Here is a 23,708-nt window from a genome sequence, read left to right as displayed (position 1 = left end):
TTTAAGTTAAAATATACTATAATTATTTTATTAAAAATAATATAGGAGGCATACATGAAAAAGATAATTTTCCTTAGAGGGCATCAAGGTTCGGGCAAGAGTACCTTTGCTCAAAAATTAATAGATGAGCATAAGGCTAAATATCCAAATCTTCAAGTTCATTGGGCGGAAAGCGATCAAATTTTAATAGAGCAACAAGGCGGCTATCATTGGACTCCCGATAATCTTAGAAAAGCAATGGATGAAATGTTTAAAAGATTTAAGAATTTTGTTAAGTCGACAATGAATGAGAGTTGTGATGTTTTAATAATTAACTCTAATACAAACCAAACTCTTAAGAAGATTCAGCCATATATAGATTGTGTAAAAAAGCAAAAATATGAAATTGAGGTATATGTTATGACCAACTTTTTTGAAAATATACACAACGTTGGTGAGTTTGATGTTGCTTCTGTTTACGTTAATATAAGAAACAATCCTATTGAAGGAGAGGTATATTTGCCTTGTACTACAGAGCCTAGTGCGAAGCTGAAGGAGTATATTGATATATTTGAAAATGCTGCTGCGCCGATTTATGATCCTGAAAAAAACTCTTATTTGACGGCTCCTTATTTGCTAGCCAATAAGAAAAATATTATAGTAAACAGATCTCGCAAATACCCTGAACTATCAACTTACAAATATACTCAAGACGTGTTTTGGAATAAAAGATTTGATAGAGCGATGATAGAACTTAGGGGCTTGGTTCTTGATGGAGATTTTAATATGGTTGTTAGACCTTTTAATAAAGTTTTTAATCTCTCTGAAAGAATGGAAAAAGACTCCACCTTTCCTTATAAGATCAGTCCTGAAACAGAGATTTGCGCCATGAAAAAGATAAACGGATTTTTGGGTTGTGCTACTTATGTTTCTTCTGAAAAATTTGATGGAAAAAGTTTTAACAACAGAGTTCTTTACAGCACCACCGGCTTTTTGGATAGCAGTTTTGCGCAGTTAGCAGAGAGCAGGCTTTCAGGGTTAGAACCTTTATTTAAAGCGCTTCCTAATCACACTTTTATGTTTGAGGTGGTAGATCCATCAGATCCTCATATTATTGAAGAGGTGCCGGGAGTTTATCTTTTGGCTTGTAGAAACGTTGAAAACGGACTGCTATTAAATCATGATGAACTAAAGGAGATCGCGCAAGAGTTTTTGAATTTAATAGATGACTTTTTCATACTTGGAGTTGAAAGAGCTAAGTGGGGCGAGATAGAGAAGAAAATCCCATTTTTAAGACACGAGGGTTTTGTAATATATGATAAGGATATGAAGGACATACTTTTTAAGGTAAAGACTCCTTATTATTTGATTACTAAATTTTTTGGACGTTTTAACGGTAGTGTCGGCTTTTTGAACAAGCTTAAGAACGCTACACTTGACAGCGGTTTTATGTCCCAAAACAATATCGATGAGGAATACTTCCCTTTAATAACTTTTTTGAAGGACAATGTAGATCAGATGTTATTAAGGAGAGAACATGAGAGAATTTCTTTAATTAGAGATTTTCTGAATGATAAGGTGCTGCTATTAGCTTAGTTGTTTTATAAAAAAGGGGGTTTGATGGTTGATTTTTCGCCTACTATTTTAGAGGGTTTTTTAGATTTTTTTATGTTCTTGATTGCGCCGCTTACGATTTGGTATCAAATCAATCAAATTAAGCTATATTTTTTATATAGGTTGTTTTATTTGAAGCATAAGCTGAAAATGGCGACTATAATGTTAAATCTTATTAATGTATTTCTTGTGTCCTTATTGATTAACATTAAAGGTCAGGGTGTAATATTTTTCGTTATGGCTATAAACTCTTTAATTGTTGTGTTTTTATCAAAAAAGATTTTATATAGCGATTGTTTTGATGATGGGATAGAATTTTTTGAGGCACTATTTGATAGAGCTTACATGGAGCATCGCAAACCCTCTGAGGTGTATAACGATATGATGAATGAAGTAAATAAGGCTGGGTATAAAACACTATCTAAAGATATAGATGCTTTTGCCATTAGTTCAATATTATTTGCTTTTTTGTTTGCCGTTAATTGTGTTATTGCTATTCTTTTTAGCTTTTATCATGATTTTTTTATGCAATCGATCATTCCTGAGGTATTTTTACCGATAATTTCTACATGTTTTTTTATATTTATAACATCTTTTGTGTTTTTTTCAAAAGAGAGGTTGGAATTTGATGTTTTAATCAAGCAAGCGTTTGGGATGATTTGTTTTCTTTTAGTTTTAGTTTTGGTTTTGAGAGTTGCCACGCTTGCTGCGGGAGATATTAATTTAGATGGTGGTGTAGAAAAAGACATCCCCGTTATTGTAGGAGGTGTTTTGTATGATAAATCAATTTGTTAAGCTACTTAACTACCCGGAGATTGTTTTTATAAAAAACATCCTGTCCCCTTACACTAAAAGAGCTTATTTGGTCGGCGGGTGTGTTAGAGATATAGTCCTTGGAATTAAAAACAATGATTTTGATATAGAGGTTTATGATATTGAGCCGGACAAATTTAATGAAATTATGATTTCTTGCGGCGCAAATGGTGTCGGTAAGCAGTTTTTTGTATACAAACTCAAAGACATTGATCTTTCTCTCCCTCGAAAGGAGAATAAGACCGGAACCACTCATAGATCCTTTGAGGTTGAATATTGCAATAGCGAGAAAGAAGCTTCTATGCGAAGAGATTTTACTATGAACGCGATGATGATCAATATCTTTACCGGGGAGCTGGTTGATTTTTGGGGTGGCATGGAGGATATTAAGCTAAATCAGATAAGGCATATAGATGATAACAAATTTAAGGAAGACAACTTAAGGGTTTTAAGGGCTGTTCAGTTTAGTGCAAGATTTGGATTTGATATCAATCCATCTACGACCAAGCTCATGAGGGATCTATCACTTGAGTATTTGAGCGGAGAGCGCATAGGGTTAGAGCTGATTAAATTTTTTAATTCCAAGCACCCCTCCTTTGGCATTAAAGCCCTGTATCAGCTAAATTTGTTTTATGATTTGTTTGACTTAAGATTAAGTAGTGAAATGTATGAAAGTTTGATTGATAGGATTAATGAGAGTATTGCATGTCAAAGCTACAATCAATATACATTCTTATATCTCTTAAACGACTTATTTAGTGTAAGTATTGAAATTTTGCCTAAACTTAGGCTGCCTAAGCATTTTGAGGTGTGTTGGAAACAGAAACACATAATTGACGGTGGGGATTTGGATTTTGAATTGCTTAACATAGCATTAACAATACCGCTTAAAGAATGGATTGGGCTTAATACCTTTGCGCTTGTATCCAGAGCTAAAAAATTAGGCTTTTTTGATAAAACATTTAAGACTCAAGTACATCCCGTCCAGCTTTTAGACGAGGGTTTTTCAGGAAAAAATCTTGGAATTGAGTTAGCTCGTAGAAAAGATGAGGAAATTCGCATATTTTTGGCAAAGAAAATATAATATTTTATTTTATTTTAAGGATTGATAATATATAATTATTTTATTCCTTTAAAAAATTAAGCGGTGTGACTCATTCCTTTCTGGGTCACATTTTTCGTTTTTACGATAAGTCGTTTTGGCTGGTTTGGATAAGGCTTTGTTAGACTATAAACAACAATGTCAATGCCGGGTTTTACTTGGCTTGGCAAGCGAAAAAAAGCGAAATCCATCTATGACCTTTCTTTATTATTTTTTCACCCGCATTAAGTTTGTTGCATCATCTTTCAAAATGTGGGTGATTTTCTAATATTCCGCTATTTAATCAACTTTTAAGCATAAATATAGTATAATTATATTAAATTATCAAAAGGAGAATGTTCTATGGCAAAAATGTTAAGTGTTGAAGAATATTTGAATGGTGTTAAGGCTTTTCATGAAGCTCACCCCGGAGTGTGGAGTCATGGAATGGAGCAAGCTGCTTATGAATCTTTGTGTAGTATGACCGCTTTAGCTTTAAGGGGAGATAAGCCCGACATAGATTCTATTTGTGAAACGATGACATATTTTGCTTATGCTTTTTGCGATCCTAAATTTCTTTGGAACAAAGAAAGGGATCAGATTTTCTTGGATGCACATAAAAATTTTAAACAAAAGTTCGCTAGCGAAAGAGATTCATTTTCTTTACTTGGCAGAGCCTTTTTAGCTTTTGATGATGTGATTGAAGATTTTAGCGACCTTTACTCACATAAAAGCTATGTAAATTTGATTTACGATGCAATTGTTTTGCTGCAAGAGATTAGTCTTTTGCGCGAGGGGATCGGAAAATAATTTTTTTCAATAATTAAAAATTAACATTTGTGGAGGTGCTATATGGATTTAGCGATTAGTTTGATTTTGTTTGTCAGTATTGTTGCGGCTATGGTTGTAAGTATAGGCTTTGTTATGAATAGCAGGGCTTTAGACTGAGAGGTGGATTATGAAAGATAGAAGCAGAAGTTTTTGTTCAGCAGCCGAGAGCGAATTTAAAAAGATTAGTGAAAAGATCATCTCATATCATAATGAGAGAATTAGGCTTGATGAGCTGTTAAAACAAGAGATTCCAAGAGCCGCAATGCAGTGGTTTACAGGAGATTCTTCTCCTGTTTTAAACAGGGATGAAATTTTAAGGTGTATGAAGGGTGTAGATTTTCATCCTTGCGAGCTAAGACGAATTAGACTAGAAGACTGTCACTCTAAGTTAGATTTTTTAGAGTTTTATGACGAAGGCGGAGCCGAGATGAAGTTTTTAATAGACTTTACGGGTGACAGAGCCTCCGAATATATCAAAAACGGACACAGACACCCGGAACATCTTTGGGGAATGAATAACGGAGGGCTTGTAATAGCGAAATTTAAAAGCGATAATTATTACGTTCAACCTATTCCCGAGGTTGATGAAAGTCCATACTATTTTATTAAAACCGATTTTTCGGACTATAATATTTAGTGTGGTCCGAAATTAAAATTTCCTCTATTTAATCAATTTTTATTTAATTTTAAGCATAAATATATTATAATAACTCTATTAAAAAATAGAGGAGGGGGAAATGGAACTAAGAAAAGCAAATTTAATTGAAGCTCTAAAAGAGGTTGTATTTAAAACAGAGATAATTCAAAAGGGTGTTCAAACCTACGCTTGGCAGTGATTGGAATGATCCTAAATTTAATATGTTTGTTGAAAATACATGTGATGGTTGCACGAAAGTGCTTTTAAATTAAAGTATAAAAGAAAGGAGTTTTAATGTTAAAGTTATTATTTTTAATCTATCTTGCTGATATGAGCGTGTTTTTACGATTTGTTGGTATTTTTGGAATCCTATTTACAATAGTTTATATTGCTATTTGTTACTTTAGAAATCCTGAGTGTTTAACAAAAAATAAAAAGTTTGCCGCTTCGATAATGAGCGCAATATTTATCGTATTTGTTTTTACGCCTACGACAAAAACTTTGTATCTTTGGGCGGCTTTAAGCACAAATGAAAACATTGAAGTTGTTGGAAATACAGATTTGGCTAAAAAAGCTGTTGATTTGCTTCATAAGCGCATAGAAAAGGCTTTGGATTAGTTGTGTTTTGGCGGAATGTTGGGTTTGGCATTCTGCTATTTGATTAATTTATAATATAAAGGACGCCAAAATGAGTGATGTAAAAAATATGAATACAGAGCAGGTTTTTATGGAACTCAAAAAATCTTTAAATAAAATTAGTGTAGATGATTTGACGGAGTATGAGAAAAATCTTTTAGTCGCACTAAATAGTGCCTTAAAAACCGAACAGAAAGTTTTATTGGAGCAATGTGTATTTTTCAATAAGTGTCTTAAAAAGGAAAATGAACTTATTGAGCTTGGTTTTGATAAATTTATATATAAAGACGATTTGCAAGACATTATAGAGCAATTGCAAATGTCGGATGAAAGTAAAAATATATACTTTATTGAGTTGGATAGATTTCCAAGGGTAATTCCTAGCGATGTTGTAGAAAAGATTACTGTCGTAAAAAGGCAGAATATTTTTGATAAGTACTATGTTTTGTATACAGACTATACAAAGAAAGCTAAACAGCAAGTTACTAAGACAAGAGATCCAATTGTTTTTGGGGCGTTCTCAACTTCAGACAAAGATAGCAAAGTTCACTATATGGGCGAACGCATATATTACATAGCCGATTGGATTGACGAATATTGCGATCTTACTCTTGATAGGCTGTTGCGCGAAGTTCCTGAAAAAATACACTCTTTGTACGCAAATAACGACATAGATCTAAATTTGATAGAGAAACTAAAGGATAGTGAGTTGGGTAACTTTTTGTACGATGACATTAAAAAACAAATGGACAAAAAAGAGCAAAAAAAAGACGGATTAATTCGGACGACATTTGAATTTTTAAAGAGGGTTTTTAGCTAGAGGAGCCTGAAAAATGGATTTAAGAAATATGAATTTTATAGACGATTCCTCGGCAGGCATATTTAGTTTTGGTTTTGCTTTTAGAAGTACGCCTCAGATTTGTGATCTTAGAGATGATAGATTTATTGTTGATGAGCATCACAGTGATGTTATGAGATGGAACAGTGTTAAAACTATTAGCAATCTTGTTTTTTCAGGGCAAAAATCGTTGATGGATTACATAGGAAGGCTTGAGCGACAAAAAGATTTCTTTCTAGGAAATTTAAAAAGCATATCTCTTTTTAAAAGATTTGAAAATTATGATAGATCTCGTTGCGAGTGTTGCGGGAGGGAAATAATTTTTAAAAATGCGAACGGTTCCGGTTTGTGCCAAAAATGTGAAGATGATATGGATTACAGTTTTGGATCCGTGAAGTTAGAAGATTATGAGATTGTTCATACAAATATCGATTTGGGAAGGTTTTTGTAGTTTTTAATTATATTGCCTTATCGTCTAATGGCAGGACATCAGACTCTGGATCTGAGAATTGAGGTTCGAGTCCTCATAAGGCAACCATTTTTGGAAGTGTAGGTAAGTAGTCAAAGCCAGCAGACTGTAAATCTGCCTCGTAAGATACGCTGGTGCAAATCCAGCCACTTCCACCATTTTTAAGCACTATTTATTTCTATCACACACCCTAAATGTTCCGCTATTTAATCAACTTTTAACCTCTTTTTAAGCATAAATATACTATAATTATTTTATATAAATTAAATTTTAGGGGGTGCGCATGACAAAAATAGAACATACAGAAATGCAGTTGAAATTGTATATGGAGGAAGAGTCTATCCTAAAACTGAGAAACGCTTTAGCCGAAAAAACTCAAATATATGCTTGGGAGTGGTTTCAGTCAGATTTGTGCGAGTGTGCAAACAAAGAGGTAATTTTATCTAAAATCAACGAAGCGGGATTTAAGCCCGTTAAGATGAGGGAAGTTGAGTCTTTAAGCGAGCTAGATGGCGAAGTAAATCATATCTCTTCAATTGAATTTATTAATGAAAAGGGGAGTATTATGGCTTTTTTCAAGGAATGCTCAAGATGTTTAAAGATATATATATGCGAGAGGGAGGAAGAGGGTTATAAAAATCCCGCTCAAGCAGATTTTGTTATGGAAGGAGAGCATTTCTTAAGAATAGAGCTTTGGGACCGTCCCATTCTTTTCCAGAGAGATGACTATTTTGTGGAGAGCTTTTACGATTAATTTGTTTGAGCTGTTTTTACAGCTCTTTTTAATCTAAAAGCAAAACAAAATTCAAAGGAGAGTATATGGCACAATTTATTTTAAGTCCGTGTGGTGAGCTTGTTTTAGGAAGTAAAGGCTTGCTTAGCTTAACGAGAGATGATCAAAAACAAGACAAGATAATATATCAGATGACAAAGATGACCGGCGATGGAGCTAATTACGAAGCTATTTTTAAAATATCTGCTCCTCCTAGAAAAAGAGGTGGATCTCCCATCTTAATTACCGATCATGCGCATGTCAAATTTTACGTTGAGCCAAATAGCACCAAGATAGCCATTTTGGACATAAAAATTAAAAATTTGAATCATGAAGACTTCTTTATAATGGAGGAGTGCTTTGTCTTTCAATGTATTTTAAGTATATTTCTATCTTTTAGGTATTCTTTTGTTAAACTACACCATTTTTATATCAAGCAGGTTGAGGCTGCACTGTGCGGAGTGAGGTTTTGCAATATTTTTGCAACAACAAGAGATGGTAAAAATCTAAAGTTATTGCACGATTATACTTCAGAAGCGCAGGCATGCGGACCGGCAGATGTGTATGATGATTTTGAGGAAAAGCTCAAAACATACCCTACCGCCGAGCTATGGATAAGCAAAGAGTATTTTTGGAAACTTGCAAAGGAATAGAGTTGTGAACGAAAAAGATTTTAAAATTCTACTTTTAAAGCATCTATACAAAGGCTTCAAAGATGCGACAGTTGTTACCGAGTTTGGCTTTTCAGAGAAGCCGGCTCGGCAAACAGACGCTATTTCCGACATATTTATGATTAGTAAAGGCGACATGCACGTATTTGAGATTAAAAGCCCAAAAGACACTCTTGAGCGACTAAAAAGCCAAGTAGATGTTTACCTTGAGCATGTTAATTACGTAAATGTTTGTGTTGATCCCAAATTTTTAAAAGAGCTTGATTTTTTGCCTAATAGAGTCGGCATCTATACGATTGATAATAAGGAAATCATCCAAATAAGAGAGGCTATATATGGAAAAGTTGCAACTCAGCGTTATTTGGACCATCTCTGGCTTAACGAACTAATGAAGCTTTTAAGAGGGTTTTCTACGGAAGCCTACACCCAAGCATGTGAAGAGTGCATGCGAAAGCATTTCACAAAACCACAAATCAAGGCTATTGTCCTCTTTAGGTTGCAAGAGAGGCTTCAAGAAGAAAGCGACAGGGTAAAAGAGTATATTTCATCAAAGGCGTATGATAAAAAGATTCCCGGCAGGATATGGTACAAAAATCCAAAAGTAACTCCTATCAAAGATATTCCGTTTGGAACAATGCTACCTTTTTTAAAAAATTACTAATTTTTTTGCTATAACCAGATTAATTGATTGTTTTTAACAGTTATAAAGAGTCTATCTTCGTGTAGACTCTTTAATCCTTTTTAGGATTTTTACCATTTAAAATTCCCTTATTTAATCAATATTTAAGCATAAATATACTATAATTATTTTATATAAATTAAATATTAAAGGATTGTCATGGAAACAACTACACAAGATTTTATGAAATATGCTAAGCTTGAAGTTGATATTTTAAAGGCGGCAGTTGATGTTAAAAATCCAAAGGATATATATAACTTGGTTTATTATAATGCTGAAAAGAGATGCCTTATCGCAACAGATACAAGAGTTTTGGTTCGCATAAATGAGATTGAGTTTGAGGATGTGGATGTTAAAGAGGTTTATTTTGATATTAAGGGTGGAGGCAATTACCTACCTATCGTAGAACCAAAAAATTCATATAACCCATATAACTATGACAAAGTTTTTAATGAAAATAAAAAGGGTGGAGGTGATACATGTTGGGATATAGAGGCTTTGATGATAAATTGCAAAGATTATGCTCTACCTATTTTTCAAAAAAAGAGCATGAGGATTTTAGAGCTTATCAACAAGAGTAAAAGCTTCATGTGTCATCAGTGCAACAATATATTTTATTTTATGGTTGACGGGCAATATCAAATTGAAATTTGTATGGCAGGTGCGAAGTCTAGCAAAAAAGAATAGTTTGCTTTTGTAAGGCGCTAGTTCAATGGTAGAATGCCGGACTCCAAATCCGGTGATACAGGTTCAAATCCGGTGCGTCTTGTTTTTAATCAAATCTCGTGATGTATTTTGCTTTAATGTAAAATACAGCCATTTGGTTGATATGTTCATGGTTGAGGACCATAATTCATTAGCCGATATTTTTTAAAACATTCCGCTATTTAATCAACTTTTAAGCTAGAATATACTATAATTATTTTATAAAAAATAAATATTGAAGGGGTTAAAAATGAGACAAGCAGAATTTAAAGTTTTAAAAGCCTACTTGATAGCCTCCAGCCATATATACGGCGAGAGCGACGGCAAATGCCTGCCGGAGTTTGTCCTTAATTCAAGCAAAGAAAATGAAATTTTGGTAGTTGCTAAAGATATTTTGCATTATGGCAATATCACAAAAGAGGAATTTTTACAAGGAAACGGCGTTTTGTCTGCGAAAAAAGAGGACAACGTTTCTAAGCTTTATTATTCTAATATTTGGAAAGACCTGCCAAATAAATTGATAAAAGATATAAATATAGATGATTTGCAGGCAATAGCCTAATAATACAATTAAATCAATTTTTTAAAGTAGCACAAAATGGGATTATCGATTTACAAAAATAAGGTTTTAAAGCCAACAAAAAAGCAAATTCAGGATTTTCTTGATGATAACTACGATAAAGAGATTTGTATTTTTAGTTCAGATGAGCCATTCTCTAATTTAGACACCTTATTTGAAAATTTTAAAGATTTTGTTTGTACGCTTGAAAAGGACGGTAGGTTAGTGAGCGTTCTTTTTTCTACTTCAGATTTTCTCCAACGAAAAGGCGTAACCGAGTCGTTTTATCATGAAATAGCTTCAAAAACAGACTTTATTTTTGATGAAGACACATTAGATTTGGCAATAGCTTATTCAGAGCGTAGGGAGCCACTTGCAAGGTTAAAAAAGCTTAAGAGTGGAGAGTTTTTATTTCTTACATAATGGAGGGGTGATATGATAATAAACAATATTACACTGGAAAATATAGCTAACATAGTAAACAGAATTAATTATGATGTTAAAGATTTGTCTATGAAGCTAAAAAGGTATAACTTGGAGCTTTTTTTGAGTGATGAAAATCCGGCAAAAGAGCTTAAGCAGATCGTCATGCAGGTTCTTGATGAAAAGAATTTTACCCCCTTTTATATGAGCGGTCTTCAAGTGAAACTTAAGGATAAGTATAAAGAAGTTAATCATTTTGATGAGCCTATAAGCGTAACACTTGCTTTTTATCTGTTTCATAAAGAAAGTGGCGATAAAGTCATGGCTTTTCTTTACGACTGCTTTGATGAGGGGGCGAATCATGTCTCTTTAAACAAATCAAATCCAGAGTATATTAAAGTTTTAGTAGACGAAGCATTGAGAGAGTATAATGTAATACCTCACAAAGAGAGCTATCAGGTGCTTCGATTTGATGGCTCTGGCTCAAGAATAAGCAAGCTTGTAAAATTTGAGATGCTAGATTCTGATTTAGTATCTTTGAATAGAAGGGGCTCACTTGTTTTTGATTTTAAAGAATATCTTGCCCCGGTCAGCGTTGTAAATATTTATTAAGGCAGAGAAATGGATAATGAAATTGTAGAGTCGGTCATCAAGAGGCTTAAAAAGTCTCAACCTATTAGCGATAATAATATATATGTGGAACATGATCCTATTTTAAATAGAGATATGATTTATATACAGACAACAGATCGTGCCTTTGTTTGCGCTATCATATCAATTCAAAAAAAGGAAGAAATTTCTGTTAGAGCCGCGCTTTCAGACGCATTTATAAAAGAGCCTATTTTACAGCCCTATTTTATTCAAGCCACCGATGGAGATAATTGTGTGACATATATGAGAAGCGACAATAAAATGTATACCGCAATAGGAAATTACATACCTACCTTGCATCCTGACTTCATATCTCATGGACAAACCTACAGTCGTCAAAACGGAATATCTTGTATAGATGTATTTTCTGAAGTTTGTTTAAAAAATTTAAATGGAGATATTGATGACCAAAACAAGTAGAATAATAAAGCACAAGGGCTTTAAAATAACTCAAATTTCCGATAGGGAGATGGGTATTATGGGACGACTGAGAATATGCGACAATTGTGGCGTAATTCCAAAGTTTGGTGCTTCGTTTTATATTATGCCCGCACAAGGCATAAACGGGGAGATTGTTTGTGAAAAATGCTATCAAGAGTGGGCTAAAAGAGATTTTCCTAAAAAAGATTATAATTTTAGAGAGAATTTCATTATAGAATATATGAAGAGAAGGACCTTTCCCGTTAGTCTTGATGATGAATTTGCCGAGCAGTATAGGCAAGAGTGTGGCTATAGCAAGAGCTTTTTAATTAGTGATTTAAATACGATGATTGATAAGGATTTAATCATTAAGCGTTCTACGGCAGGCTGTTATATGCCAAGAGTTAGTGGTGCAGGCGCAAGAAGACCAAGGTTTGTGTTTTCTTTAAATCATGATAAATTATAAATAGGAGTGAAGATGAAAAAGTTAAAATTTAGAGCTTTTGTTGATGGCAAAATGGTTGCTATTAGTGAAATAAAATTCAATAAGTCCTCTGGAGAGGTGGAAGAAATTGCTTTTTGGCTTGATGATGAACTACAAAGACTAAATCTTATTGAAAACAAGGTTCCGATTATGCAGTTCACGGGATTTAAAGATAAAAATGGGGTTGAAATTTATGAGGGACATATTGTCAAATTTAGACAGCCTACCGACAAAAGAGTTGTTTTAAAGAGTCCTGTTAAATTTTTAAAGAGCCAAGCAGGATTTGGTCTTATGGAAGATCAGAGCGAGATTCCTCTTTATGAGGTAACTGCAAACAATTATTTAGAAGTGGTTGGTGTGGCTTATAAAGATCAAAGCTCTTTGGAAGAAGCTAATGCATAAAGATTTTTTGCCGTTTTCTAAATTTCAATCACTTGTTTGTGCAATCAAAATTTTAATTCAAGAGCAGCCTTTAAAGGTTGATGATGGCATATATCAAGAGTTTGAAATGAGAGTTGTTTCAAAGCCGAATGGCTTGTTTACTTTTAGATACAAAGATCAATATCATCAAAACATCGATGAGGCAACTTTGTATAAGCTGCAAGCCGAGTTTGTATTGTGGAATTTAAAAAAGAGAGCCGAGGCGGCATTAAATTTCATTAATAACGGACTTAACCTCATCGGTTTTGAGGATCTTAATGATATGTCATTGGAGTTTGGTTACACATGCAAAGTTGTCTCGCAAGAGAACTTTTGTGATATGAATATAATGGAAATTTTTAACGATTTTTACAACACAAAAGAGAGTGTGAAAAAACTATCTCGCGATAGAAAAATATTCAATTTTATGTCTTGCCTAGTAAACAACAAAGAGAGCGACCATTTTATTGTTTTAAACGTAAGAGATGAGATATTTGTCGTCAGACCTTATACCACTGAACACTCTAAGCAGATTAAAGACCGAATATTTAAGATGTTAAAGCTTGAATACAACAAGGCTTACAATGTATTATCATAATATAAATATTCCGCTATTTAATCAACTTTTAAGCTAAAATATACTATAATTATTTTATTAAAAGATAGTGGAGGTAACTTATGAAAACAAAATTTTTAAGCACTGAAGACCTTGGTTGTTTAGTAAAGATCATGAACCAGCTTAACTCCGGTTCGCCGTTTTTTTATAACATGTCCGCTTTTGACAAATTTGGCGTGTTTGTTACAAGAAATCCGGATAATTCTTTCAATTTAAAATACAAAGATTTGAACCTTAAAAATCTCTCTAAAGATGAGTTGTATAGAGCTCAAAAAGATCATGTATTTTTTGACCTAGCACAAATGCTTGTTATGGTTGGAAATGCCGTAGACAATCTTCACAACTTGAGCTTAGAGGATCTCTCTGAGGTGGCGGAGAGTTTTAACGCTTTTGCCAAATTGGTTTCTCGTGAAGATTTTTGCAACGAAGCTATTGTTGAGCTTTTTCATCCGATTGCTAAAATAGACCCAAATAGCGAGAATTTTTATCTCTCTAATGATGACAAGATACATACGTTTTTATGCGCCACTTCAGTTGTTGAGCATGATAAATTTATAGTAATGAATATCAAAGACAGAAATTTCCTAGTAAGAGCATATTCGCCTGAGAGCGAGGATAGAGTTAGGATGGAGCTTTGTAATCTTTTGCACGGAGAGTATGATCCGTATTTTAAGCTTTTAGATAGGGATTTAGCTGCGGAGATTGATATTTGAGCTAAAAATTAGGGCTTTATTGATATGATTTTGGAAAATTATTTTAAAGGAAAGCAGATGAATATAAAAGAGTTAGAGCGTGAGATAAGAGAGATCTCATTACGCATAGCAAACGAATTTGGTAGTTTAGTTTGTGAAAAGATGTTGCTTTGTAGTGATTTTGAGGTGCTACGTAAGACAATGCAAGATAAAAGGTTTAAGGCAACTTCTGTTTACGCTTTTAAGCTTATTAAAATGGGACATGAGCTTAACGATAAGGTTATTGCAGAGGGTTATGTGTGGAGCGGAACGAATCTACAAAGTAATGCCCAGAATCAAAAGTTCGTATTTTATTACAACGCTGATCCTGTTTGGGCTGACTCCGATGTTGTAAAACGAAATCTTGGAGAAAGTAATATTTGCCAAATTGTGGAGCTTGAGAAAGAGCCTGAGGTTTCTGATTTTGTGGAAAACATGATGCCTGAATTTGAAGATATTTTCTTAAAAAGAGTCTTTGTTAGGTACCATAAGCTATAAAAACAGATGTTTTAAAAATTTAATGTGGAGGTGTGGATATGGAAAATAGTCGCAAATTTTTAAGGGTGCTTGATGATAAGGGTGAGTTTAGCATAGTGGTTTGTAAGCACGTTTTTGAGGAAGAGGGCGAGGAACATTACTTTGAGCCTAATTTTTTCATCGGAAGCGACAAGATTGTAAGATCTGATATTATTTGGGAAAGACGTGACGTTTTGGGTTACAGAAGCAAAGGCTTTAAAGTTGCTACAGAAGACGAATTTAAAGAGTATTGTAGAGAGAAATTTAAAGATGTTAAAGACGAGGTTTGTATAAATCCCTTTGCTGAACTAATCGGCAAAAAAGAGCCTGAGTATCCTGATGAGGAAATTACAAAAGTTGAGTTTTGCTGGCGATAACAAGCCAGCATTATAAAACATTCATTTCTATTTTAGATGTAAAGATAAGGCACAATCGAACTATCTTTTATTTTCCTTCTTTAATTTAACTTAAAAAATTCCGTTATTTAATCAACTTTTAAGCATAAATATAGTATAATTATAATATTAAAAATAAATGTGGAGGTACATCTATTTTTAAAATTCAATTTTTGAAAGGGGAACACATGCCTAATTGGACCGACAACAAACTACGAATTGAAGCAAAAAGTAAAGAGGATTTAGAATTCATACTAGATGAAATTAAGGGCAATGAACGTGTTATTGACTTTAATAAGATAATTTTAATGCCAGAATCACTAGGTATAGAATCCGGAACCAAAACAGATATTGCTTTAAAGGCGATAGAGCTTCAAAAAGAGGGAATGAGTGATAAAGAGATAAAAGATAGGCTGATTGCCGAGAGTCGTTGCAGTACTATAATACAAAACGAAGGTTTTGATGAGTATGTGGAACAAATTAAGAAAAACATAGAGGCGCATGGACATCCTACTTGGTATGAGTTTTGTTGGGATAGGTGGGGAACCAAATGGAACAGTCATAATTCTTCTATCATCAATAGGAAAGGGAACTCAATTATCATGCGTTTTGATACCGCTTGGGCTCCACCAATACCAATATATGAAGCCCTAGTGGAAAAATTTAGAGACAGACTTAAATCTGTTAAAGCTGAGTCTTGGCAAGAGGAAAATATGTGCTTTGACGAAAATGGAGGTTTTGTTGATAGGGACCCCGACGATATTTTTCATGTAACACTTTAATTCAGTGGGCTGTATCATTAGATGCAGTCCAAATTCCACAAAAATCAAAAATATTCCGCTATTTAATCATTTTTTAATCATATTTTAAGGTATAATATACTATAATAATTTTATTAAAAGATAAAGGAGTGAATTATGAAACATTCTATTGAAGAGTTTAAAAACGAACTCACTAGACTTCAAGATGAGATCAGTCAAAAAAGAGTTATTGCAAGAGAGGTGCAGCTTCAGTTTTTTAATGAGACTAATTTTGATAAAAAAGATTTGATATTAAAGATATTTAAAGAGAGAAATTTTGTTCCTACATCTATGCATTTTGAAAGACACGCTTTTGATTTTGAGTATGGATTAGCAGAGATGGAAATTGCAGTGTTTACGGACAAAAATGACAAAGAGCAATCTGTCATTATATGGGCGGATGATCTCATTATAGATCTGCTTTTGGATGATAAGCTTAAAATTAAATATGATGCTGATTTAAATTTAGTTATGTATGAGGATGATGGCTACTCTACTTTTTTAACAAATTTTGCTTTAGTAGGAGTGGATGTTTTTAGATTCCCGGAAGAAAACCCGCTTGGCATATATCTATGCCATGAGCGTATAGTTCATGATTCATAACTTTTTATAAAAGGAGCTAAAAATGTGAGAAATACAAACGGCGTAGGATTATTTTCAGTAAATATTTCATTTGGCAAAGCCTTATCTGAGCTTCTTTTAGGTTGTGAGAGCGCTTTTATTAGCAAATATAAGCCTACCGAGAATGGCTTTGTGAAAGAGAGCGTTCGTTTAGATAAGAGCGTTCCTTGTTTGATGGTATTAACTGAAGATGGCAAAGAGAGTGTTTGGACACCGACACAGCACGATATGCTGGTTGCAAAATGGTGGACTTTTGGAATTGAGTAAAAGGATATATTATGAAAAGTTTATTTATGTTGCTTGAGAAGCAAGAAATGTCTATAGAAGAGTTGATGAAAAGTACCGCTGATTTTGATGTTGTGTATAGCAAAGATTACGCGAAGCAAGTAATCAAATCTTTGGTTTATTGTATACCATTTAATCCTATTTTTATTAGAAAAAGTAAAGGTTTATGGGATATTATCTTTGACGAAGACAAGAAAAAAGTTAAAACTTTATTTGATTTTTACAGTGGAAAGCCGATCATCGATGGCATTGGCTATGAAAACATGGAACCCTTTTTTAAAAACCTTGTCAATGCTTTTAAATTTTCTTGTTTTGTTGTAAGTAGTGATGTTAGTGATAGCGATCTTGCAGAAATTAACCTATCTAAACAGCTGAATATATAAATTAGTGAGCGAAAATGTCAAGTGTTATTATAAAAATTCCAAAGCCAAAAAAATATATCGAACATCCACATCATCTTGAAGATGCCAAAAGCAGGATAGCTTCGTATAAAGAGGAATTGGATTTTGTGAGAAAAACGATACCCGAGTTAGACGATTGGAGTGATTTTCAAATCATTTGTTTTGGAGATGACTATGCAAGAGTTTGCTGGTATATGAGCGGATTTCAACAAGGCGCGGTTGATAGGCAGACATGGTTGGATTTAGCAACCTTCATAGCTCTTAACGACTTGGATTTGGATGATCCGAGTCTTCACATATACGGCTTGCTGGAGAGTGAGCTGGATCCGGTATTGCACGATCATATAATCGGGCAATATCAAAAATATTGCGACAAGGCTTGCTCTAAATGAAAATTTTTTAAAAAAGAGATTAATGAGGCACACCCAAGAAAAATTCCAAGATTGCTGCAACAGACTTTCTAATTGTATATCTTTAATGGCGCAAGGGCAAGATGAGAGCCTGAAAGCCGACCCTTTTAATTTTGCATCATTAAAGCCGTTTGAAAAGAGCATGAATTTGATTTGTTTGCAAGATATTATGAATCAAATCCAAGAGCAGATCACTATCGAATTAAGAAAGAATAATCTGGAGGCGTTTTTCAGCTTAGAGAATTGCATCAGTTTTTCCAAGCCCGATATTGAACACCTAACTATTCTTGAGGATCTCAAAGCCTATTTTAAAGGCATAGGGTTTGAGCCTGAGCAGCTTTATACATTAAGACTTCTTTTTCCATACCAAAACGACACTAGCCTAATGGACATCATAACGGCAATGATTTTTAAAGACAAAAATTTAAAGTGTCTTGTATTTCCGGTAGAAGTTATCTTTTCGGATAAAAGCAAAATAACAGACCTGTCACACTATAAGCAAGACATTGATTTTGTTTTAAAAAGCCATTATAGCCTTGTGTATCATCCTGAGATGTACGAAGTAAACAGTGAGTTAAAAGACTTCTTTCCTCAGCCGCCTATTCTTTTAAAGAAGCAACCTCACAAATTTCCTTTGGTAGAGATGATTATTGTAGATAGTCAAGCCGGATTAGGAAGCGAGATCAACAAAGATTCAAAGCCTAGATTTTTATAAATATTCCGTTATTTAATCAACTTTTAAGCTAAAATATACTATAATTATTTTATTAAAAGATAAAAGGAGATTAAATGGCGAACGATAGGGACTTCTTTGATATTTTCAAATATAACAACGTTATTGTCCACGAAAATTCAATAGGAACAATAGATGATCTTGTGGAGTTAAACGATAATGACGGCTCTAGTGAAGTTGTTACTCCTGATTATCAAAGAGGTTTGGTGTGGAGCGAGATCCAAAAAGAGAATTTAATTAAATCCATACTTTATGGAGCTCCTATAGGAACTATCGTTTTTGGCAGATATAGAACTTTTAATGAGGAAAGACGGGTCATTAAAAACACTTATGCCATAATTGACGGGCAGCAACGCTTTAATGCCATTTTGGGCTTTATGAATGACAAATTTAGAGTGTGCGGTAAGCTATATAGCGAACTCAAACCGCTTGATAAGACCGCTTTTTTAAATTTTCGTAGGTTTGATACTATCATACTTCTTGAACCTTCAAGAGAGATTGAGATCAATTTTTACCGCACATTAAATTTCAGTGGCACGACTCACACAAAAGAGGATTTAGAGCGTTTGCTTGAAGCTGAAAACAAACCAGAATAAGGAGTTAGTATGAGTGGAAAAAGAGAATTTGTAGATATTTTTCAAAAACATAATGTCAGAATTCATGAAAATTCAATACCTTTTATATCAGATCTTTTAAGCCTAGGATGCGGATATGATTACGAAGAGCTTGTAATACCGGATTATCAAAGGGGCTTAGTGTGGAGCGACACCCAAAAAGAGAACCTTATTAAATCAATTTTGTGTGGAGTGCCGGTAGGAACATTTGTCTTTGCAAGACAAGCCTATGACCATAAAACTTGGAAAAAACTTGAAAAAAGAACATACGGGATTGTCGATGGACAGCAACGCTACAACGCCATCAAAGATTTTGTGTCAGATAAATTTAGAGTGTGCGGTAAGCTATGCAGCGAACTTGAGAAGTTGGATAGAGAGGCTTTTATGAGTTATAGCCGCTTTAATACTATGATTATACTTGAACCATCAAGGGAAATTGAGCTTGATTTTTATTTTACACTCAATTTTGGTGGGACAGCTCACACAAAAGAGGATTTAGAGCGTTTGCTTGAAGCTAAAGGCTCTTTAGAAAACAAATTGAGATAGGAGGCGCTGATGAATATTAGAGATTATATTGTTGATTCAAAAGATATAAAAGCAGATGGGACAAGAGAAACATTTGATATTTTTGAAAAAAATAGCGTTATTGTAAACAAGAATTTTTTAGTCGATATTTTTAATCTTATGGAATATGGCAAAATTCCTGAAGAAGCGGAATTGATTACACCTTTTTACCAAAGAGAGTTGGTTTGGACTTTAGAGCAAAAACAGGATTTGATTCGTTCGATTTTGTATAATATTCCTATAGGCGGATTTGTATTTGTTATGAGGGCGTATGACAAAGATAGCTGGCAAAAACTTGATAAGGTTACTTGGAATATCTTAGACGGAAAACAGCGTTACAACGCCATTATTGAGTTTTTAGAGAATAAATTTGATGTTGATGGCAAGTTTTTTAAGGACTTAAAGCCAATGGATCGCAAGATGTTTTTGAAATTTAGCTCTTTTACTTCTTTAGAATTTGTAGACATTCCGTTTGAAATGGAGCTTGATTTTTATAAAAAACTTAACTTCGGAGGCACAGCTCACACGAAAGAGGATTTAGAGCGAATAAACAAAAATTTAATTAAAGAATAGGGATAGGATAAAGAGATGAGAGCTTTTAAAAATGAAAAGGGGTTTAAAATTATTGAAGCCTCTGCGCAAGAGATCGTATCTATAGGAGGTTGGGGTATTTGCGACTGCTGCAACATACAGCCGTCTAATGGATACCTTATTCCTGTTTTGAGTGCGTCTTGGTATTGCGAAAAATGCTATACAAGATGGACGGAAGAGGCGGAGGGTGTGTATCATGAAAATGACAAAGCTTATGAAGATAGGACTTATGACTACTATTTAGCATTATTAAAAGAGCGCAACGGCTAACGCCCATAAAAACCCTTATTTAATCAACTTTTAAGCATAAATATATTATAATTATATTATAAAAAATAATTAGGAGGTAGGGATGGATAAAACAAAATTTGATGATTTAAAACCAGCTTTTTCGGGTGTATATTCCGAGCTTGATAGAATAAAATTTGAAGCCAGAAAAAGACTTTTTGAAATTTTCAATGAAAGGGTTTTGAGCGATGACAAAGAAGCCTCTCAATTTAAATATCTACTCGATCTTCTTAAAAGAGAGAATTTTACGCCGGTTGCAATGCATGTGTCGTTTTGCTTGGTGCCACTAGACAACTTAGAGCAAGATGAAGCTATGGTGCAAATACAGATGATAAATTTCGTCAACAGTGACTTAGACCGCCGCTGTGTTGTGTTATGGCATAGTGAACAAGCTAAAGATTTGTTGCAGTGTGATTTCAACAACAATTTATTAAATTTATTGTCCAATGAAGATTGCTCCAGCTTTGTTATAGATACCGCATTAGACCATTTTATAGCAAGTCTATGCGACTATCAATACAAAATGCGGGATATGCTTTTAGATGTTGAGATATGCAAGGCGGAATATCTTGTTTTACCGGATGATGAGTAAGGAGGAAGTATGCCAAAGACAAAAAGACATAGAATAAATAATAGAGATTTTTGTGTTAAGCTCAATATTTCAGAGCCAACCCTATACAATTGGAAAAAGCACAAGCCGCTTTTGTATGATGTTGTTATGGCTTACAAGGATAAGATGTTTTCTTGGGATGAGGATGGCGACAAAGAAGGGGCTTTACTAAAACATTTTACGAATTTAAGCAAAGAAGAGCAGGACTATTACGTTTCTGAAATAAAGACTAGGGCTTTAAAGCGAGCCATAGACAAAGAGGATATATAGGTGTTATAGGAGGGTGTGATGACAAATCAAGAAAGATACTTATGCAAATCCAAAGGATTACTCAGAGTATCCGCCGGCTCTTTTATTAAAAGAGGTTAAAAAGCGTAATTTTGAGCCCGTTGCCATGTCTTTTAGACAATATTTTCATGAAATAGCTAATGGAGATTATGGACTAATTGAGGTGCTGGTCTTTAAAGACAAAGATGAAAAAGAGCTAAGATTCTTATCTTACGTTTCGGAAAATGCAACATACTTCAGAAATCTGTATGAAGATCAAGGCAAGGACAATGATTTAGAGTTGGTTATGGATGATGATAATGAGTTTATAATGGCTGAGTTTTTCGCATTCTCTCATTTTGTGGATGCAGATTTGTTCTTCTATGAAAAAGAGACTCTTTATGATTAAGACATACAATTTTACTTTTAGGATATAGTATGAATGACAGCAATGTTTTAGAAAAAATTGAAAATTTGATGTCGGAGCTAGAAATTAAGAGCTCCGGTAAGTTTTTTGTTCCGGTGTACAAGCGTATGCCAAATTGTTTTTATGCAAGGCTGTTTATAAGATTGCGCGATATACAACCGGAAGCCTCGTTATGCATCTTGATTTGTGTTGAAAGCGCGTCAAGCTTGCAGAGCGAAAAGGAGGACACTCTTTTATTGTATCCGTTACGTGATAGAGATTTATGTCAATTCCCCTTAAGTGCAACCATGAGTGTTGATGAATTAGATGTGACTCTCACAAATTTAACAAAAGAGGCGTTAAATAAAGTGTTCTTGGGTTTAGGTGAGGATCCTAAAAGTTACTCTTTTTTAAAAAATGGAGTTATAATTAGTAGTGACTTGTTGAAAAAGGCTTTTATTAGGTCTAAGTATCCTCAGACTTTGGTTCAAATTAATCTATAGGAGGTTTATTATGGCTTTTTTATGCAGGGAGTTTGCAATGAAAGCGTTTGGTTTTTTTAATTGTATGTTTGTTTGCAATTGGAGCTCAAGCAAGTTCAATAACTAAAGAGGAAGTGTGTTCTATGCTAGAACCATTGTCGTCTATAAATTTAGAAAAATTTGTAAATAAATCAGTAGGATTAGTTCAATCCGAATTTACGCCTATGGACTTGACGGCTCTGCTAGATGATTTAGTGATAAATCAAATAGCAACTAGCAAGGCAGAAGTAGGAATACAACAGAAATTCTGTTTATAGATTTTTATAGGTTTGTGGGAACGGTTGTACATTGGAAGCATTGTGTAAAGATGGATGTGCTCCTATGGGCGAGGTTAAGTGCAAAAAAGATGATGCGAATTTGAAGGATTAGAATGAGACGACATAGGAGACTTGTTATGGCTTTTTGTGATATTTTATTTGGAGGTTTAGTGGTTGCAATGTTTTTGTTTTATCTTTTTTATGTGATACCAAACCTTCTTGGTTTTGTTTATGACACGCTTTTTGTTTTCCAAAAAGGATTTTGAAGGAGAGCACAAGTACAACAATGAGTGTTAATGAATTATGATCGGTAGTGCCTTGTTGTGTAAGGCTTTCATTAATCCTGAGTGTTTTCAGGTTTTAGTTTAAATCAATTTATAGGAGGTTTATTATGGCTTTTTTTGATATTTCATGCAGGAGCTTGATGATCGCTACTTTTCTGCTCTTTGTGTTTTATCTGATTGTTAGCAATTTTGAATTTGTTGAGAAAAATAAAAAGCTATCCAAGACTATAGACAAAACATTCTTGGGCTTGTTTATACCGTGCTTTTTGTTTTCTTCAGCAGTGTTTGGTATATCGTTTAATCAAAAATACATTGAAAAAACAAATAGTTTTTCTTGGCTCTTAGTAGAGCAGTTGCCCAAAGGTAAGTCTGTTGAGTTATATCCACTCTTTACCGAAACAGACAAGGACATAAATTTAAGACTTTGGCATTTAGGTTGTTTAGCCAGCAGTGATTTTTGCGCTCAGTTTATTACATGGAAAAAAGAGGATGTTAAAGAGCAGCTTTTGCTTGCAGATAAAAAGAGTAAAGAGAATTTTGAAAGAGGACGTAGGGATGAGCAAGAGTTTAAAGATAGGCTTGAATATATACGCTCTAAAATTAAGAAATTATCTTAGAGTTTATAGCTTTTTGTCTATTTTATGTTTTGATTTTTTTGCCGCAAAACCATACATATATAGCCCCATCTCTTTTTCTTTCGGTCTTATTTTGGGGCTACCCTTTTCTTGCCTTAGTAATGCTAAGGCTTCATCTTTGCTGATTTGCGGACTGTTTTTATTCTCCATTAGAGCTTGTAATCCTTTAATCAGTATGCTTTTTTGAAATTTAGTCCTATGGTTGTGCAGATCTATAATTCTAGTTCCTATAAATCTTGCAACGTCCGCGAGGCTTGTTTTTATATCTAGTCTTGATAGTTTCTTAATGTTTGTATCGGTGCTAAAAGTATATATTTTTTCATCATTATAAAATTTAACAGCTGTAAACCCGGTTCTATTTTTTGAAATGATATAACCGGCTTTATCAATGTGATCAATACTAATTAAAAAATTGTCGCCTTTTCTCAAGTCCTTGAAGGTCATGTTCGCATACTCTAGT

At 33.9% G+C, this 23,708-nt stretch carries 39 protein-coding genes, 3 tRNA genes and 1 pseudogene; 42 read left to right on the top strand and 1 reads right to left on the bottom strand.

The features are described from left to right. The first annotated feature begins 54 nt into the window (after positions 1–54). The 42 genes and pseudogenes from ACHJH3_RS06820 (at position 55) to ACHJH3_RS06615 (ending at position 23,230) form a co-directional block, all read left to right on the top strand. Positions 55–1,575, top strand: coding sequence for an RNA ligase (locus ACHJH3_RS06820; protein ID WP_407064166.1), 1,521 nt, complete (start codon positions 55–57; stop codon positions 1,573–1,575). Positions 1,576–1,599: 24 nt separating this feature from the next. Further along, entirely contained in the window at positions 1,600–2,388 is a 789-nt protein-coding gene (locus ACHJH3_RS06815) for a hypothetical protein (protein ID WP_407064165.1), read from the top strand. Continuing rightward, positions 2,369–3,490: a tRNA nucleotidyltransferase/poly(A) polymerase family protein gene (locus ACHJH3_RS06810; protein ID WP_407064164.1), complete on the top strand. Its 1,122-nt coding sequence runs from the start codon at positions 2,369–2,371 to the stop codon at positions 3,488–3,490. Before ACHJH3_RS06815 ends, ACHJH3_RS06810 begins: the two co-directional genes overlap by 20 nt. A 360-nt stretch (positions 3,491–3,850) precedes the next feature. After that, a complete protein-coding gene (locus ACHJH3_RS06805; protein ID WP_407064163.1) occupies positions 3,851–4,297 on the top strand; it encodes a hypothetical protein in 447 nt (148 codons plus the stop codon). A gap of 148 nt (positions 4,298–4,445) precedes the next feature. After that, positions 4,446–4,955 (top strand): hypothetical protein, encoded by a 510-nt coding sequence (locus ACHJH3_RS06800; protein ID WP_407064162.1) that lies wholly within the window; start codon positions 4,446–4,448, stop codon positions 4,953–4,955. Positions 4,956–5,249: 294 nt separating this feature from the next. After that, positions 5,250–5,573: a hypothetical protein gene (locus tag ACHJH3_RS06795; protein ID WP_407064161.1), complete on the top strand. Its 324-nt coding sequence runs from the start codon at positions 5,250–5,252 to the stop codon at positions 5,571–5,573. Between the two features lie 70 nt (positions 5,574–5,643). Beyond that, a complete protein-coding gene (locus tag ACHJH3_RS06790; protein WP_407064160.1) occupies positions 5,644–6,411 on the top strand; it encodes a hypothetical protein in 768 nt (255 codons plus the stop codon). A 13-nt stretch (positions 6,412–6,424) separates the two neighbouring features. Then, entirely contained in the window at positions 6,425–6,880 is a 456-nt protein-coding gene (locus ACHJH3_RS06785; protein ID WP_407064159.1) for a hypothetical protein, read from the top strand. 13 nt (positions 6,881–6,893) lie between these two features. Next, positions 6,894–6,967: transfer RNA gene (locus ACHJH3_RS06780), tRNA-Gln, on the top strand. A 5-nt stretch (positions 6,968–6,972) separates the two neighbouring features. Beyond that, positions 6,973–7,056 (top strand) — tRNA-Tyr (locus ACHJH3_RS06775). A 125-nt stretch (positions 7,057–7,181) separates the two neighbouring features. Next, positions 7,182–7,652: a hypothetical protein gene (locus tag ACHJH3_RS06770; RefSeq protein ID WP_407064158.1), complete on the top strand. Its 471-nt coding sequence runs from the start codon at positions 7,182–7,184 to the stop codon at positions 7,650–7,652. A 65-nt stretch (positions 7,653–7,717) separates the two neighbouring features. Beyond that, entirely contained in the window at positions 7,718–8,323 is a 606-nt protein-coding gene (locus ACHJH3_RS06765; protein WP_407064157.1) for a hypothetical protein, read from the top strand. A gap of 4 nt (positions 8,324–8,327) precedes the next feature. Next, on the top strand, positions 8,328–9,002 hold the full coding sequence (locus ACHJH3_RS06760; protein WP_407064156.1) for a sce7726 family protein: 675 nt from the start codon (positions 8,328–8,330) through the stop codon (positions 9,000–9,002). Positions 9,003–9,179: 177 nt separating this feature from the next. Further along, the gene (locus ACHJH3_RS06755; RefSeq protein WP_407064155.1) at positions 9,180–9,707 is read left to right on the top strand and encodes a hypothetical protein; all 528 of its coding nucleotides are present in this window, start codon (positions 9,180–9,182) and stop codon (positions 9,705–9,707) included. An 11-nt stretch (positions 9,708–9,718) separates the two neighbouring features. Then, positions 9,719–9,789, top strand: a tRNA-Trp gene (locus tag ACHJH3_RS06750). A 186-nt stretch (positions 9,790–9,975) separates the two neighbouring features. After that, positions 9,976–10,287 carry a hypothetical protein gene (locus ACHJH3_RS06745; protein WP_407064154.1) on the top strand — a complete coding sequence of 104 codons (312 nt, stop codon included), beginning with the start codon at positions 9,976–9,978 and terminating at the stop codon, positions 10,285–10,287. Between the two features lie 36 nt (positions 10,288–10,323). Further along, positions 10,324–10,707 carry a hypothetical protein gene (locus ACHJH3_RS06740; protein ID WP_407064153.1) on the top strand — a complete coding sequence of 128 codons (384 nt, stop codon included), beginning with the start codon at positions 10,324–10,326 and terminating at the stop codon, positions 10,705–10,707. A gap of 12 nt (positions 10,708–10,719) precedes the next feature. Continuing rightward, positions 10,720–11,319, top strand: coding sequence for a hypothetical protein (locus ACHJH3_RS06735; protein ID WP_407064152.1), 600 nt, complete (start codon positions 10,720–10,722; stop codon positions 11,317–11,319). A 9-nt stretch (positions 11,320–11,328) separates the two neighbouring features. Beyond that, entirely contained in the window at positions 11,329–11,778 is a 450-nt protein-coding gene (locus ACHJH3_RS06730; protein WP_407064151.1) for a hypothetical protein, read from the top strand. Then, positions 11,762–12,244, top strand: coding sequence for a hypothetical protein (locus tag ACHJH3_RS06725; protein WP_407064150.1), 483 nt, complete (start codon positions 11,762–11,764; stop codon positions 12,242–12,244). Before ACHJH3_RS06730 ends, ACHJH3_RS06725 begins: the two co-directional genes overlap by 17 nt. A 12-nt stretch (positions 12,245–12,256) precedes the next feature. Further along, on the top strand, positions 12,257–12,664 hold the full coding sequence (locus ACHJH3_RS06720; RefSeq protein WP_407064149.1) for a YopX family protein: 408 nt from the start codon (positions 12,257–12,259) through the stop codon (positions 12,662–12,664). Next, a complete protein-coding gene (locus tag ACHJH3_RS06715) occupies positions 12,657–13,280 on the top strand; it encodes a hypothetical protein (protein WP_407064148.1) in 624 nt (207 codons plus the stop codon). Before ACHJH3_RS06720 ends, ACHJH3_RS06715 begins: the two co-directional genes overlap by 8 nt. Positions 13,281–13,360: 80 nt before the next feature. Next, entirely contained in the window at positions 13,361–14,011 is a 651-nt protein-coding gene (locus tag ACHJH3_RS06710; RefSeq protein WP_407064147.1) for a hypothetical protein, read from the top strand. A 57-nt stretch (positions 14,012–14,068) separates the two neighbouring features. Beyond that, a complete protein-coding gene (locus ACHJH3_RS06705) occupies positions 14,069–14,527 on the top strand; it encodes a hypothetical protein (protein WP_407064146.1) in 459 nt (152 codons plus the stop codon). Between the two features lie 38 nt (positions 14,528–14,565). Continuing rightward, positions 14,566–14,922 carry a hypothetical protein gene (locus tag ACHJH3_RS06700; RefSeq protein WP_407064145.1) on the top strand — a complete coding sequence of 119 codons (357 nt, stop codon included), beginning with the start codon at positions 14,566–14,568 and terminating at the stop codon, positions 14,920–14,922. A 206-nt stretch (positions 14,923–15,128) separates the two neighbouring features. Then, complete coding sequence (locus tag ACHJH3_RS06695; protein ID WP_407064144.1) at positions 15,129–15,722, top strand: DUF1281 family ferredoxin-like fold protein; 594 nt, start codon at positions 15,129–15,131, stop codon at positions 15,720–15,722. Between the two features lie 135 nt (positions 15,723–15,857). Next, positions 15,858–16,343, top strand: coding sequence for a hypothetical protein (locus ACHJH3_RS06690; RefSeq protein ID WP_407064143.1), 486 nt, complete (start codon positions 15,858–15,860; stop codon positions 16,341–16,343). 24 nt (positions 16,344–16,367) lie between these two features. After that, a complete protein-coding gene (locus tag ACHJH3_RS06685) occupies positions 16,368–16,628 on the top strand; it encodes a hypothetical protein (RefSeq protein ID WP_407064142.1) in 261 nt (86 codons plus the stop codon). Positions 16,629–16,639: 11 nt separating this feature from the next. Then, the gene (locus tag ACHJH3_RS06680) at positions 16,640–17,029 is read left to right on the top strand and encodes a hypothetical protein (protein ID WP_407064141.1); all 390 of its coding nucleotides are present in this window, start codon (positions 16,640–16,642) and stop codon (positions 17,027–17,029) included. Between the two features lie 14 nt (positions 17,030–17,043). Beyond that, the gene (locus tag ACHJH3_RS06675; RefSeq protein WP_407064140.1) at positions 17,044–17,439 is read left to right on the top strand and encodes a hypothetical protein; all 396 of its coding nucleotides are present in this window, start codon (positions 17,044–17,046) and stop codon (positions 17,437–17,439) included. Between the two features lie 22 nt (positions 17,440–17,461). Continuing rightward, entirely contained in the window at positions 17,462–18,172 is a 711-nt protein-coding gene (locus tag ACHJH3_RS06670; protein WP_407064139.1) for a hypothetical protein, read from the top strand. A gap of 74 nt (positions 18,173–18,246) precedes the next feature. Beyond that, positions 18,247–18,786: a DUF262 domain-containing protein gene (locus tag ACHJH3_RS06665; RefSeq protein WP_407064138.1), complete on the top strand. Its 540-nt coding sequence runs from the start codon at positions 18,247–18,249 to the stop codon at positions 18,784–18,786. A 9-nt stretch (positions 18,787–18,795) separates the two neighbouring features. Further along, positions 18,796–19,350 carry a DUF262 domain-containing protein gene (locus ACHJH3_RS06660; RefSeq protein WP_407064137.1) on the top strand — a complete coding sequence of 185 codons (555 nt, stop codon included), beginning with the start codon at positions 18,796–18,798 and terminating at the stop codon, positions 19,348–19,350. Positions 19,351–19,359: 9 nt separating this feature from the next. Then, positions 19,360–19,941 (top strand): DUF262 domain-containing protein, encoded by a 582-nt coding sequence (locus ACHJH3_RS06655; protein WP_407064136.1) that lies wholly within the window; start codon positions 19,360–19,362, stop codon positions 19,939–19,941. Positions 19,942–19,956: 15 nt separating this feature from the next. Then, complete coding sequence (locus ACHJH3_RS06650; RefSeq protein WP_407064135.1) at positions 19,957–20,229, top strand: hypothetical protein; 273 nt, start codon at positions 19,957–19,959, stop codon at positions 20,227–20,229. Between the two features lie 82 nt (positions 20,230–20,311). Further along, positions 20,312–20,839, top strand: coding sequence for a hypothetical protein (locus ACHJH3_RS06645; protein ID WP_407064134.1), 528 nt, complete (start codon positions 20,312–20,314; stop codon positions 20,837–20,839). A gap of 9 nt (positions 20,840–20,848) precedes the next feature. Then, a complete protein-coding gene (locus tag ACHJH3_RS06640; RefSeq protein ID WP_407064133.1) occupies positions 20,849–21,127 on the top strand; it encodes a hypothetical protein in 279 nt (92 codons plus the stop codon). Positions 21,128–21,251: 124 nt separating this feature from the next. Further along, on the top strand, positions 21,252–21,533 hold the full coding sequence (locus tag ACHJH3_RS06635) for a hypothetical protein (protein WP_407064132.1): 282 nt from the start codon (positions 21,252–21,254) through the stop codon (positions 21,531–21,533). A 29-nt stretch (positions 21,534–21,562) separates the two neighbouring features. Next, positions 21,563–22,033: a hypothetical protein gene (locus tag ACHJH3_RS06630; protein WP_407064131.1), complete on the top strand. Its 471-nt coding sequence runs from the start codon at positions 21,563–21,565 to the stop codon at positions 22,031–22,033. A 137-nt stretch (positions 22,034–22,170) separates the two neighbouring features. After that, positions 22,171–22,329: pseudogene (locus ACHJH3_RS06625) on the top strand (RNA-guided endonuclease InsQ/TnpB family protein); the annotation flags it as partial. A 113-nt stretch (positions 22,330–22,442) separates the two neighbouring features. Next, a complete protein-coding gene (locus ACHJH3_RS06620) occupies positions 22,443–22,595 on the top strand; it encodes a hypothetical protein (RefSeq protein ID WP_407064130.1) in 153 nt (50 codons plus the stop codon). 125 nt (positions 22,596–22,720) lie between these two features. After that, positions 22,721–23,230 carry a hypothetical protein gene (locus tag ACHJH3_RS06615; RefSeq protein WP_407064129.1) on the top strand — a complete coding sequence of 170 codons (510 nt, stop codon included), beginning with the start codon at positions 22,721–22,723 and terminating at the stop codon, positions 23,228–23,230. Between the two features lie 3 nt (positions 23,231–23,233). Here ACHJH3_RS06615 and ACHJH3_RS06610 read toward each other — a convergent pair whose 3' ends face one another. Next, the gene (locus ACHJH3_RS06610; protein ID WP_407064128.1) at positions 23,234–23,677 is read right to left on the bottom strand and encodes a hypothetical protein; all 444 of its coding nucleotides are present in this window, start codon (positions 23,675–23,677) and stop codon (positions 23,234–23,236) included. Between the last annotated feature and the right edge of the window lie 31 nt (positions 23,678–23,708).

This window comes from Campylobacter canis (genome assembly GCF_045504005.1).
Taxonomy (GTDB): domain Bacteria; phylum Campylobacterota; class Campylobacteria; order Campylobacterales; family Campylobacteraceae; genus Campylobacter_A; species Campylobacter_A canis.
Note: the sequence above shows the minus strand (reverse complement) of the source record. Positions and strands in the feature narration are given on the sequence as shown.